The organism is Rhodococcus sp. A14, from assembly GCF_011603105.1.
GTDB classification, from domain to species: Bacteria; Actinomycetota; Actinomycetes; order Mycobacteriales; family Mycobacteriaceae; genus Rhodococcus_F; species Rhodococcus_F opacus.
This window is the reverse complement of the sequence record NZ_JAAOQS010000021.1, coordinates 28220-43046: the sequence shown is the minus strand read 5'-3', so window position 1 is coordinate 43046 and position 14827 is coordinate 28220. Positions and strand designations below refer to the sequence as shown.

General features: G+C 69.1%; 1 protein-coding gene (only partly in view). It reads left to right on the top strand.

Annotation, left to right across the window (positions count from 1 at the left end; translation table 11 throughout):
* Positions 1-14827: the 3' end of a non-ribosomal peptide synthase/polyketide synthase gene (locus G9373_RS13990; RefSeq protein WP_277346573.1), read on the top strand. It extends 18965 nt beyond the left edge of the window; 14827 of the gene's 33792 nt are visible here — the last part of the coding sequence; its start codon lies beyond the left edge, outside the window; its stop codon occupies positions 14825-14827.

Below are 14827 nucleotides of genomic sequence, written 5' to 3'. Positions count from 1 at the left end.
GTCGTCACAGACGGACGTCGCGATCGGCACGCCGGTCGCCGGCCGCGGCGAGCAGGAACTCGACAGGCTCGTCGGCATGTTCGTCAACACCCTCGTGCTCCGCGCATCGGTGCGTCCCGACGACACCTTCGCCGACCTGCTGGCGCAGGTGCGAGCCACCGATCTGAATGCGTTCAGCCACAGCGACGTTCCGTTCGAGCGCCTCGTCGAGGTTCTCGACGTCCCGCGGTCGACGGCGCACCAGCCGCTGTTCCAGGTGGCGTTGTCGTTCGACAACAACGAGTCGGTCCGGATGGAATTCCCGGGCCTCGAGATCTCCGCGCTCGATGCCCCGCTCGAGGTCGCCAAGTTCGACCTCCAGCTCAGTGTCGGTGAGCGCTACGTCGACGGGGCCGCCGCGGGTATCGCCGCGACGTTCGACTACTCGACCGACATCTTCGACGAGCAGACCGTCCTGCGCTTCGCGGACCGGTTCGGCCGGATCCTCGATGCCGTGTCGGCCGACCGCGACGTGGTCCTCGGCGACATCGAGATCCTCGACCCCGTGGAGAAGGCCGCGATCGCCCCGGTCCGCGGACCGCAGTCGATCGAGCCGCGCACACTACCCGAACTGCTGCGTTCGGGTGTCGAGATCTCCCCGGAGTCGGTCGCGGTGACCTTCGAGGGACGTGAGGTCACCTACCGGGAACTCGACGAGCGGTCGAATCAGCTGGCGCGCGTCCTGATCGATCGGGGCGTGGGGCCGGAGACCTATGTAGCACTGGCGATCACGCGTTCCGTCGAATCCATCCTCGGGATCTGGTCGATCGCCAAGGCCGGCGGCGCCTACCTGCCCGTCGACCCGAAGCTGCCGTTCGAGCGGATCGGCGAGATGCTGTCCGATTCGGCGGCGGTCCTCGGACTGACGGTCGCCCGCCATCACGACGACCTTCCCGGCACGGTGCCGTGGATCGTCCTCGACGAGACGGCGGCGGCCGAGGAGATCGGAGCCCGCAGTGCGGGCGCGGTGGAGGACGCGGATCTGCGCCGCGCGCTGACGGTCGACCACCCGGCGTATCTCATCTACACCTCGGGTTCGACGGGTAAGCCGAAGGGCGTGGTGGTCACCCACCGCGGTCTGGCGAACCTCACCCGCGAGGTGCGCGAGCACTACGTCGTGTCGCCGAACTCCCGATTCCTGCACGTGGCGTCGCCGAGCTTCGACACGTCGGTCGGGGAGATGCTCGCCGCGTTCAGCGCGGGCGCCACCCTGGTGATCTCGCCCGCGGACGTCTACGGCGGCGACGAACTCGCCGACCTGATCCGCCGCGAACGGGTCAACAACGTGGTCATGACACCGACGGCGCTGATGACCGTCGACCCCGACGGTCTCGACTCCGTCACGTCCGTCGTGGTCGGCGGCGACACCTGCACACCGGAACTCGTGGCGCGGTGGGCTCCCGGCCGCGAGATGCGCAACGCCTACGGTCCCACCGAGACCACGGTCATCGTCACCATCACCGAACCGATGGTGGCGGGCGAACGCGTGACGATCGGTTCGCCGCTGCGTGGTGTCGAATCCCTCATCCTCGACTCGCGGTTGCGTCCGGTGCCGGAGGGAGTTCCCGGCGAGCTCTACATCTGCGGTCCGTCGGTGACCCGCGGCTACCACAACCGTCCGTCGGTCACGGCGGAGCGGTTCGTGGCCAACCCGTTCGGTGAACCCGGCGCGCGCATGTACCGCACCGGCGACGTCGTGCGCTGGGCGGACGGACATCGGGTGGAGTACGTCGGCCGGTCCGACTTCCAGGTGAAGGTCCGCGGGTTCCGCGTCGAACTCGGTGAGATCGACGCCGCCCTGGCCGCACAGTCGGACGTCGAGTTCGCCGTGACCGTGGGTCGCGAGAACCCGGCCGGGCTGACGACCCTCGTGTCGTACGTCCTGCCCGCCGACGGCGCGACGGTCGATCCGGAATCGCTGAAGTCGGTTGTCGGCGAGACGCTTCCGCCGTACATGGTGCCGTCCGTCGTGATCCTCCTCGACGAGATCCCGCTGACGGGCATCGGCAAGCTGGATCGCGCGCGGCTGCCGGAGCCCGAGTTCGTCACCGCGGGCGCGGAGTTCCGTGCCCCGACGACGCCCGCGGAAGAGACGATCGCAGACATCTTCGCCGACGTGCTCGGACTCGAGCAGGTCAGCGTCGACGACAGCTTCTTCGACCTCGGCGGGAACTCGCTGAGCGCCACCCGTGTCGTGTCCCGGGCCGGACAGGTCTTCGGTCGCCGCATCGGAGTGCGGGAACTGTTCGAGTCGCCGACGGTCGCGGGCCTCGCCGCCCGCACCCCGGACGAGAACGTCCGGCCTCGACCCGTCCTCGCGCCGCGGGAGAGGTCTGCCTTCGTCCCGTTGTCGCTGGCACAGTCCCGGATGTGGTTCATCAACCGCTTCGACCCGGACTCGCCCGCCTACAACATTCCGCTCGCGGTCCGGTTGACCGGTGCGCTGGACGTGGACGCGCTGCAGTCCGCCGTGTTCGACGTGCTCGACCGCCACGAGTCGCTGCGCACGATCTACCCGGATTCGCCGGAGGGCCCGCACCAGGTGATCCTTCCCGCCGATCGGGTTCCGCTGGACCTCACGCCCGTCGCGGTGTCGGACGAGGAGCTGCGCGAGCAGTTGGTGGAGATGGTCACCGCCGGATTCGACGTCACCGCCGACGTCCCGCCGATCCGGACGCGACTGTTCGAGGTCGGCCCGCAGGACTACGTGCTGGCACTCGTCGTGCACCACGTGTCCACCGACGGCGAATCCACTGCGCCGTTCGTGCGCGACGTCATGGTGGCGTACGCGTCGCGGGCGGCAGGCCGGGAACCCGGCTTCGCGCCGCTCCCGGTGCAGTACGCGGATTACGCGATCTGGCAGCGTGAACTCCTCGGCAGCGAGGACGACCCCGACAGCCTGATCGCCGCCCAGCTGGCCTTCTGGAAGAAGACGCTGGCCGGCGTGCCCGACCTCCTCGAGCTGCCGGTGGACCGGCCGCGACCGCCCGTGCAGTCCCTGCGCGGGTCGCGGATCGACTTCACCATCGACGCCGAGGTGCACCGCGGTCTGGCAGCACTGGCCCGCAGGCACAACGCCAGCGTGTTCATGGCCGTGCACGCCGCGTTCGCGGTGCTGCTCAGCCGTCTGTCCGGCACCGAGGACATCTCGGTGGGCACCCCGATCGCAGGCCGCGGTGAGCGCGAACTCGACGACGTCGTCGGCATGTTCGTCAACACCCTCGCACTGCGGGTGCAGGTCGACGGGCAGCAGACGTTCGACGAGATCCTCGACCGTGCCCGGGAGGCCGACCTCGAGGCGTTCTCGCACGCCGACGTCCCGTTCGAGCGCCTGGTCGAGGTCCTGAACCCGGCACGCTCGATGGCCCACCACCCGATCTTCCAGGTGGGCTACTCGTTCCAGAACACGACGAAGGCCGAGCTGGAACTGCCCGACCTCACCGTCACACCGCTCGAGGTCGAGGGTGACACCGCGCAGTTCGACCTGCATCTGATCCTGGGGGACAGCCCCGAGGGGGAACAGATGTCGGGCGTGTTCACGTTCGCCACCGACCTGTTCGACGCCGCCACCGTCAAGCGTTTCGCGGCCATGTTCCGCCGCGTCCTCGCCGCCGCGGTGGATTCGCCGCGGACCGCGGTCGGCGACCTGCCCCTCGCAGGCAGCGACGAGCGCGCGCTCGTGGTGTCCGGATGGAACGACACCGAGCGGGCGCTGCCGGAGACGACGCTCGCGGACATGTTCGCGTCCGCCGCCGCGGAGAACCCGGACGTCACCGCTCTCGTGTTCGAGGGCGAGTCGCTGACGTACGCCGATTTCTCGGCGAGGGTCAACCGGTTGGCCCGGCACCTCGTCGGCCGCGGGGTCGGCCCGGAAACCGTGGTCGGCCTGGCGATTCCGCGCTCGGTGGAACTGCTGGTCGGCATGTACGCGATCGCCGCGGCCGGCGGCGCTTACCTGCCGATCGACCCGGACCATCCGGCCGAGCGCACCGCGTACGTGCTGGAGAGCGCGCAACCCGTCTGCGTCCTGGCGACCCGCGCCGTCGTCGGGGGACTGCCGGGCGGGGTCGACTACCTCCTCCTCGACGAACTGGATCTGGGTGGAATGGACCCGGCCCCGCTGACCGATTCGGAGCGGATCGCACCGCTGCGGCCGGAGAACGCCGCGTACGTGATCTACACGTCCGGCTCGACCGGTCGCCCGAAGGGTGTGGCGATCGCGCACCGTGCGATCGCGAACCAGTTGCGGTGGAAGCAGTCGGAATACCCGCTCACCGCGGAGGATTCGGTGCTGCTCAAGACGGCGGCGACATTCGACCTGTCGGTGTGGGAGTTCTGGTGGGCGCTGACCGCGGGTGCACGTCTGGTCGTCGCCACACCGGACGGCCACCGCGACCCGTCGTACCTGGCCGCACTCGTTGCGGAGCAGCAGGTCTCGACCGTGCACTTCGTGCCTTCGCTGCTGTCGGCGTTCGTCGCGGTGGCGGAGCCTGCCCAGCTGGTGTCGTTGACACGGGTGCTCTGCATCGGTGAGGCACTGCCCGCCGACACGATGCTCCGCTTCCGCGACGTCTCGAACGCGGAGATCTTCAACCTGTACGGCCCCACCGAGGCCGCCGTCAGCGTCACCCACTACCGGTGCGGCGACGAGCGCGACGGTTCGGTCCCGATCGGCAGGCCCGAATGGAACACGCAGACCTACGTTCTCGATTCGCGTCTGCACCCCGTTCCCGCCGGAGTCACAGGTGAGCTCTATCTCGCGGGCGAGCAGTTGGCACGCGGCTACTTCGGCCGCCACGACCTCACCGCGGAACGGTTCGTCGCCAACCCGTTCGGCGACGCCGGACACCGGATGTACCGCACCGGTGACCTGGTGCGATGGAACCGCGACGGCAACCTCGACTACGTCGGCCGGAGCGACTTCCAGGTCAAGGTCCGCGGTTTCCGGATCGAACTCGGCGAGATCGAGCGGGCGCTCGTGGCGCATCCGTCGGTGGCGCAGGCCGTCGTCGTGGTCCACCACGACCGTCACACCGGGGACCGGCTCGTCGGCTACGTGGTGCCGGAGCAAGGCAACTCCGTCGACGACACCGACGTTCTCACGTTCGCCGGCCGGTCGGTGCCGGGGTACATGGTGCCGTCCGCGCTGATCGCCCTCGATGCGCTGCCGCTGAACATCAACGGCAAGCTCGATCGCAAGGCGCTCCCCGAACCCGAGTTCGGTGGCGCCGCGGACCATTACAAGGGTCCGCGCACCCCCGTCGAGGAGATCGTCGCCGGAGTCTTCGCGGACGTGCTCGGTCACGAGCGGGTCAGCGTGGACACGAGCTTCTTCGACCTCGGCGGCAACTCGCTGGTCGCGACGCGCGTGGTCGCCCGCGTCAATGCCGCGCTCGACACGTCGATCGGTGTGCGCGAACTGTTCGAGGCTCCGACGGTGATCGCGCTGTCGGCACGCGCCGAGCAGTCCGATTCGGCGGGCGCGAACCGCCCGGCGCTGGTGCCCCAGCCGCGTCCGGCCCGGATTCCGCTGTCCCCGGCGCAGTCCCGCATGTGGTTCATCAACCAGTTCGACACGGCGTCGGCGGCGTACAACATTCCGCTGGCGATCAAGCTGACGGGCCACCTCGACGTCGCGGCGCTCGAACAGGCACTCGGCGACGTCGTCGAACGGCACGAGACGCTGCGCACGACGTACCCCGACACCGGCGCCGGTCCGGGCCAGGTCGTGTTGTCGCGGGCCCGGAGTTTCACCTCACTGGACGTGGAGAACGTCGCCGACGAGAACACCCTGCGTGAGCGCGTGATCTCCCTCGTCACCGCCGGTTTCGACGTCGCGAAAGCCGTCCCGGTCCGCGCGCGTCTCCTGCGGATCGACGCCGAGCAGCACGTACTGGTCATCGTCGTCCACCACATCTCGTCCGACGGCGCCTCGACGGCACCGCTGGCACGCGACGTGGTGATCGCCTACAGCGCCCGCGCCGCCGGTTCCGAACCCGCCTGGGCTCCGCTCGACGTCCAGTACGCGGACTTCTCGCTCTGGCAGCACGAGTTGCTGGGCGACGAGAACGCGTCGGATTCGCTGGCCACCAAGCAGATCGACTACTGGCGGACCACGCTCAGCGGTCTGCCGGACGTGCTGCCGTTGCCGACGGACCGGCCGCGGCCGCCCGCGCAGTCGATGCGCGGCGCGAACTTCGACTTCGAGATCGACGCGGAACTGCGCGGTCGGCTCGGGGCGCTGGCGCGCGAGCACAACGCGTCGCTGTTCATGGTCGCGCACGCGGCACTGTCGGTGCTGCTCGCTCGGCTGAGCGCCACGGACGACATCGCGGTGGGTACTGCCATCGAGGGCCGCGGCGAGGCCGCGCTCGACGATCTGGTCGGCATGTTCGTCAACACGCTCGTGTTGCGCGCGCAGGTCGACGTCGACGCGACGTTCTCCGACCTCCTCGCGCAGGTGCGTCAGCACGACCTCGGTGCGTTCACGCACACCGACGTGCCGTTCGAGCGGCTGGTCGAGATCCTCCAGCCGGAACGTTCGACGGCGTTCTCGCCGCTCTTCCAGGTGGCTCTGGCGTTCCAGAACATCGAGCAGGCGCACCTGGAGCTGCCCGGCCTGACGGTCGAGGGACTCGACGGTGGCATAAGCGCCGCGAAGTTCGATCTGCAGCTCACGCTCGCGGACGCCGCCGACGCGGACGGGGACGCGCCGATGCGGGGCGTCTTCACCTACGCGACGGATCTGTTCGACGAACGCACCATCGCGTCGTTCGCGTTCCGTTTCCAGCGCATCCTCGAGGCGATCACCGCCGACGCGTCCGTGCTGATCGGGGACATCGACGTCCTGAGCGAGAACGAGCACGAGGTGCTGGCACCCGTCCGCGGCGCCGACAGTGCCGCACCCGAGCTCCTGTCGAGCATCCTGGCCGCCGCCGCGGCGGTCGACCCCGACGCCGTCGCCGTCGTGTGCAGCGACGAGCAGGTCACCTACCGTGAGCTCGACGAGCGCTCGAACCGTCTCGCCCGCGTCCTGATCGGCAGGGGCATCGGGGCCGACGACTTCGTCGCGCTGGCGCTGACGCGTTCCGTCGAATCCATCCTCTCCATCTGGGCGGTCGCGAAGACCGGCGCGGCGTTCGTGCCCGTCGATCCGAGCTACCCGTTCGACCGGATCCTGCACATGGTCACGGACTCTCGCGTGGAGGTCGGTCTCACCACCGGCGCCCACGTCGGCGAGCTGCCCGACACCGTGCGGTGGCTGGTGCTCGGTGAGGACGAGATGGACGGCGACTGCGCGTCCGTGTCCTCCGAGGCCGTCACCGACGCCGACCGCATCCGTCCGACACGGGTCGACGACGCGGCGTACGTCATCTACACGTCGGGGTCGACTGGTCTGCCCAAGGGCGTCGTCGTCACCCACACCGGGTTGGCGAACGTCACGACCGAACAGGTCGAGCGGCTCCGGCTCACCCCGCAGTCGCGGGTGCTGCACTTCGCCTCGCCGAGCTTCGATGCGTCCGTGTTCGAGTTGCTGCACGCCGTCGCCGCCGCGTCGACGATGGTCATCGCGTCCGGCGTCGTCTACGGCGGCGACGAACTCGCCCGGTTGCTGAAGAAGCAGAAGGTCACGCACGCGTTCATCACGCCCGCGGCCCTCACCACGGTCGACCCGGCCGGGCTGGAAGGCATCGAGGTGCTGTCGGTGGCCGGCGAGGCCTGCCCGCCGGAACTCATGCAGAAGTGGGCACCGGGCCGGCGCATGTTCAACCTGTACGGCCCGTCCGAGGCGACGATCTGGAGCACGTCGAGCAACCCGATGAAGGCGGATCAGCCCGTCACCATCGGTGGTCCCACCCGGGGCGTCGACGTGGTCGTGCTCGACTCCCGGCTCACGCCCGTCCCGGTGGGGGTCGCGGGTGAGCTGTACGTGGCGGGTCCGAGCGTGGCACGCGGCTATCACAACCGGTTCGCCCTGACGGCGGAGCGTTTCGTCGCCAACCCGTTCGGCGGTCCCGGTGAACGGCTCTACCGCACCGGCGACGTCGTCCGCTGGGTGCACGACGGGGAGACCGGCGACCTCGTCCTCGACTACGTCGGCCGGTCCGACTTCCAGGTGAAGGTCCGCGGGTTCCGCATCGAACTCGGCGAGATCGACGCCGAACTCGGCAGCCACCCGAGCGTGGACTTCGCGGTCACGCTGGGCCATCACCGCGAGCAGACCGGTCAGACCGTCCTGGTGTCGTACGTGATGCCGGCTCCGGGCGCGTCGATCGACGTCGCGGAGCTGTCGGCGTTCGTGTCGGAGACCCTGCCCGGGTACATGGTGCCGTCGTCGATCATGGCGATCGACTCGGTGCCGCTGACGCCCGCCGGAAAGCTCGACCGCAAGGCGCTTCCCGAGCCGCAGTTCGTGTCGGCAGCCAGTGAGTACTGCGCGCCGTCGACGCCGATGGAGAAGGCCATCGCCGACGTCTTCGCGCAGGTGCTCGGTGTGGACCGCGTCAGCGTCGACGACTCGTTCTTCGCCCTCGGCGGCGACAGCATCGTGTCCATCCAGCTCACGACCCGCGCGAAGAACGCCGGGGTGCTGTTCACGGCGCGGGACGTCTTCGAGCGCAAGACCGTCTCGGCGCTGGCCGACGTGGCCGACTGGGCCACCGACGTCGAGTCGGTGAAGCTCGAGGAGCTGCCGGGCGGCGGCGTCGGTTCGATTCCGCTCACGCCTATCGCGCACTGGCTGGTGGAGACGGCAGGGACCTTCGAGAAGTTCTCGCAGGCGGTTCTGCTGACCACCCCGCCCGCGGTCACGCGGGATCAACTGGTGGCCACGGTGGATGCTGTCCTGGAACGCCACGACATCCTCCGATCCCGGCTCACCCGGACCGGGGACGACTGGGCGTTCGAGACTCTCCCGACCGAAGCCGCATTCGGTGCGGACGACCTGATCGAGCAGATCGAGTTCACCGACAAGCCGGGAACGGACGGATTCGAGAGACTGGCACGCGCGGCTCTCGACCGTGCGGCGGAACGGCTGGATCCGGCGTCGGGCCGGATGACGCAGTTCGTGTGGTTCGCTCCCGCGGCCTCGTTGCCGGGGCAGAGCGGCCGCCTCCTGGTGCTCGCGCATCACCTCGTCGTCGACGGTGTGTCCTGGCGAGTGCTGTTGCCGGACTTCGCGACCGCGGGTTCGCAGATCACGGCGGGACAGCCGGCGCAGCTCGAACCGGTCGGCTCCTCGGTCCGTGCGTGGGCGCACGGTCTGGTCGAGGAGGCGAAGTCGCCGCACCGCGTGGCGGAACTCGACTTCTGGCGCGGGATGCTCGCGGACACGGATCCGCTGATCGGAAAGCGTGCGTTCGATCCCGCACGCGACGTGATCGCCCGGACGGACCGCCTGAGCATGACGTTCTCGACGCAGGTGACGCAGGCGCTGCTCACCACGATCCCGCAGTCCGTGAACGGAGGTGTCAACGACGGCCTGCTCGCGGCTCTCGCTCTCGCGGTCGCGCGCTGGCGTGGACTCCGCAACGGGACCGAGGATCGCTCGGTGCTGATCAACCTCGAGGGACACGGCAGGGAAGAGGCGACCGTGCCCGGTGCCGACCTCTCCCGTACGGTGGGCTGGTTCACGAGCCTGTACCCGGTGCGGCTGGACGTCTCCCGGGCCGATCTCGACGACGCGTTCGACGGCGGGACGTCGACAGGCGCGGCGCTGAAGGCGGTCAAGGAACAGCTGCTTGCCGTGCCCGACAAGGGCATCGGCTACGGGCTGCTTCGCTACCTGAACGAGGAGACCGCTCCGGCCCTGGCATCGTTGCCGACTCCGCAGATCGGGTTCAACTACCTCGGTCGCGCGGGCTCGGTGGATCTGCCCGCCGAGATCCGGGATCTCGGCTGGATCCCCGACAGCGATTCGGGTGAGTTCGGCGGTGCCATGGACGACGACATGGTGGCACCGGCGGTGCTCAGCATCAACGCGGTGACGTCGGAGACGGCGTCCGGTCCACAGATCGAGGCCAAGATCGCGTTCGCCACCGAGATTCTCGACGAGGCGGACGTCTGGGAGCTCGCCGAACTGTGGCACGCCGCGGCGACCGCACTGGCCGAGCGCGCCTCCGGGCCGAACGGCGGCGGTCTCACACCGTCCGACGTTCCGCTGGTGTCCGTGACGCAGGACGACCTCGAGGCGCTCGAGCGGCGCTACCCCGACGCCACCGACGTGTGGCCGCTCGCCCCGCTGCAGTCCGGAATGTTCTTCCATTCCGTTCTCGCCGAGGACGCGGTGGACGTCTACACCGCCCAGGTGGTGCTGGACTTCCAGGGCATCGTCGACACCAGCCGGCTCCGCGGCGCGGCGGAGGCGTTGATCGCACGTCACGCGAACCTGCGCACGGCGTTCGTCCCCGACGATTCGGGGACCGCGGTCCAGGTGGTCGTCGACCGTGTCGCACTGCCGTGGGAAGAGCTCGACCTCTCCGGTCTGTCCGAGGCCGAACGCGCGGAGCGGATGAGTTCCGTTCTGAGCGAACATCGTTCGGCGCGGTTCGACATGAGTCGTCCGCCCCTGATGCGGTTCCTGCTGATCCGCACGGGTGAGAACAGCTACCGGTTCTCCATCAGCAACCACCACATCCTGCTCGACGGATGGTCGATGCCGTTGCTGATGAAGGACCTGCTGGTGCTGTACGCCACCCGCGGAGACGGTTCGGTGCTGCCGCGCGTGCGTGGCTACCGCGACTTCCTCGGCTGGCTGTCCGAACGCGACACCGACGCATCGCGCAGCGCGTGGGCGCACGCACTGGCGGGACTGGACGGTCCGACCGTGCTGGCCCCGGCGCCGAGCAGCGAGGACCGTCCCGAACCGGCCGAGTTCGCGCTGCACCTCGGCGAGGTGGTGAGCGAGAACCTGGCGCGCATCGCCCGGGACCGTGGCCTGACGATGAACACGATCGTCCAGGCGGCGTGGGGTCTGCTGCTGGCCCGCATGACGGCCTCGGACGACGTCGTCTTCGGCGCCACCGTGTCGGGTCGCCCGCCGGAGGTCGCAGGCATCGAGTCGATGGTGGGCTTGTTCATCAACACCATCCCGATTCGCGTGCGTATCGATCCCCGTGAGTCGCTCCTCGGACTGCTCGAGCGGCTGCAGGCGGAACAGTCGACGTTGTTCGACCACCATCACATCGGTCTTCCGGAGATCCAGCAGATCGCCGGAATCGGTGGGCTGTTCGACACTTTGACGGTGTTCGAGTCGTACCCGGTGGACCGCGCAGGTCTCACCGAGGACAGCGACATCGACGGGCTCCGGGTCGCCGGGGTGCAGATCAGCGACGCCTCGCACTACCCGCTGAGCCTGCTGGCCCAGTCGGACAGCGAGCTACAGCTGGTCCTGAAGTACCTCCCGGACGTATTCGGCGCCGACACCGTCGAGCGGCTCGGGTCCCGGCTGAACCGGATCCTGCAGACCATCGCGGCCGGCAGTTCCACGCTGGTGGGAGATCTCGATCTGCTGACCGGCGACGAACGCGAACTCGTCCTGTCCGGGTGGAACGACTCGGGGCACGACGTCACCGACGAATCCGTGGTGTCGATGTTCGGCGCCCAGGTCGCTCGCACGCCGGATCGAACGGCCGTGGTGGCGGACCACGTGCGCCTCACCTACGCCGAGTTCGACGCGCGCGTGAATCGTCTGGCGCGGCACCTGATGTCGATGGGTGTGGGGCCGGACTCGGTGGTGGGCATCGCGATGCGACGCTCGCTCGACATGGTGATCAGCCTCTACGCCGTCCACACGGCGGGCGGCGCGTACGTGCCGATCGACCCGGAGCACCCCGCGGACCGCACCTCGTACGTCGTGGACAGTGCCATGCCGACCTGTGTGCTGAGCCTGGCCGACGACATCGCGAATCTCGACGTGGACGTGCCGGTATACCTGGTCGAGGACTTCGACCTGTCCGAGTACGCGGACGGCCCGGTCGAGGATTCCGAGCGGCTCGCCGAGTTGCGCCCGGACAACCTGGCCTACGCGCTGTACACGTCGGGTTCGACGGGACGTCCGAAGGGCGTGGCGATTCCGCACTCGGCGCTGGCCAACCAGCTGGCGTGGATGCGGGACGTCTACGGCATCGGCGCGCAGGACGTGGTGCTGCAGAAGACACCGTTCACGTTCGACGCCTCGGTGTGGGAGCTGTTCCTGCCGTTGGTGGTCGGTGGCACTCTCGTGATCGCGTCGCCGGACGGTCACCGCGACCCCGAGTACATGGCAGCGACCGTGGGTACGGAAGCGGTGACGGTGATCCAGTTCGTCCCGTCCGTGCTGACCATGTTCCTCGACGCTGCGACGGCCGACCGGTGCGGTTCGCTGCGCCTGGTCTTCGCGGGCGGTGAGCCGCTGCCGCAGTCGGCGGCCGACCGGGTTTCCGGTCTCGGTTCCGCGGAATTGGTGAACCTGTACGGCCCGACCGAGGTGACCATCAACTCGACGGCCCACGTGGTGGAGCCGTCGGGCACGGCGACGATCGCGCCGATCGGTTCGCCGGCCTGGAACACCCGCGTGTACGTGCTCGACGCTCATCTGAACCCGGCGCCGATCGGTGTTCCCGGTGAGCTGTACCTCGACGGCGCGCAACTCGCTCGCGGATACGTCAATAGTTCCGCACTGAGTGCAGAACGGTTCGTCGCGAACCCGTTCGGCGATTCGGGTGCGCGAATGTACCGCACCGGCGACCTCGTCCGGTGGAACGAGAACGGCGTCCTCGAGTTCGTGGGCCGCACCGACTTCCAGGTGAAGGTGCGCGGACTGCGTATCGAGCTCGGCGAGGTCGAGGAGGCGTTCGTCCGGTATCGCGACGTGGCGCAGGCCGCCGTCATCGTCCACAACAGCGAGGTGGGTGCGCGGCTCGTCGCCTACGTCGTGCCGAAGCCGGACGCGGTTCTCGACCCGGCAGCGCTGAATGGGTTCGTCGCGGAATCGTTGCCCGAGTATATGATTCCGGATTCTGTGATGGTTCTCGCCGAACTTCCGCTGGGCACCAGCGGCAAGCTCGACCGGCGCGCGCTGCCGGTGCCGGACTTCGCGTCGGCGGCCGACTTCCGGGCGCCGCGCACCGACACCGAGCGTGCACTCGCGACCGTGTTCGGTGAACTGCTCGGCCGGGAGAGCGTCGGAATCGACGATTCCTTCTTCGAGCTCGGCGGCGACAGCATCGTGTCCATCCAGCTGGTGGCGCGGGCGCGTTCGGCCGGTATCCACTTCACCGCGCGAGATGTGTTCGAGCGGCGCACGGTTGCCGAGCTGGCCGCGGTGGCGGATTCGGGCGAGTCCGCGGCGGCCGTACTGCAGGAGTACGAGGGTGGTGGCGTCGGAACTGTGCCGCTCACCCCGGTCGCCCGCAAGATGGTCGAGCGCGGCGGCGACTTCGACCGGTTCGTCATGCCGTTGATGCTGACGTTGCCCGCCGGGATCGAACGCGAGCAGGTGACCGCGACGATCGCCGCCGTGGTCGACAAGCACGACGTGCTGCGGTCGACCCTGGTCACGTCCGGTGTAGAGGACGCGCTCGAGATCGCACCCGCGGGTAGCGTCGACATCGACGCCACCGTGCATCGGGTGGAGATCGCGGCCGGCGACGAGCCCGGTTCGCCGGAGTTCGACGCGGTGGCGGGTGCGGCCTTCGACGCGGCGCTGGATCGCCTGGATCCGCGCACCGGGTCGATGCTCCAGTTCGTCTGGTTCGACCCCGCCGAGTCGGATCGGCGCGGACGGCTCCTCGTGGTGCCGCACCACCTCGTCATCGACTCCGTGTCGTGGCGGATCCTGGTGCCGGACTTCGCGACCGCGGGCGCGCAGATCGCCGCCGGCACGTCGCCGTCACTCGAGCCGGTCGGAACGTCGCTGCGGCGCTGGACCGACGGTCTGCTCGAGGCGGCGGTCGAGCCGGAGCGGGTGGCCGAACTCGAGGTGTGGGAACACATGCTGACCGGCCCGGATCCGCTGCTCGGATCCCGTGAGCTGGACCTGGAAACCGACCTGGTCAGCACGCTGGAGCGGACCCGGGTGGATGTTCCCGCACCGGTCACCGAGGCATTGCTGGGTGGCACGCCGGGTGCGCTCGACGGTGAGATCGGCGACGTTCTCGCGGCAGCCGTCGCGTTGGCGGTGGCCGCATGGCGACGCGACCGCGGAGTCGAGGCTTCGTCGACGGTCGTCACCCTCGAGGGCCACGGACGTGAAGAGTCCACGGTGCCGGGTGCTGATCTGTCGCGGACGGTCGGCTGGTTCACCACGATGTACCCGGCACGTCTCGACCTCGCCGGGGTCGACATCGCCGATGCACTGCGGGGTGGCGCGGGCGCGGCGGACGCCGTACAAGCGGTCCGGGATCAGCTGAGCGCGATCCCGGACCGGGGAATCGGATACGGGCTGCTCCGGTATCTGAACCCCGACACGTCGGCGGTCATGAGGAACTGGCCGGAACCGCAGATCGTGTTCAACTACATCGGACGCGTCAGCGCGGCCGAGGTTCCCGAGGCGGTACGTGGACTCGACTGGCTGCCCGATTTCGAATCGCCCGTCACGGGTGGATTCGAGAAGAGCGCGATGCCCGCCCAGGCCGTCCTCGACATCCAGTCGGTGATCTCGGAAACCGCGGAGGGCCTGCAGTTGTCGGCCTTCATGTCCTTCCCGCCCGGCATCCTCTCGACGCCGGAAGTGGACCAGTTCGGAGAGTTCTGGGTTGCCGCGCTCACCGCGCTCGTGGGTCAGGCCGAGGAGCGATCCGGGCGCTGA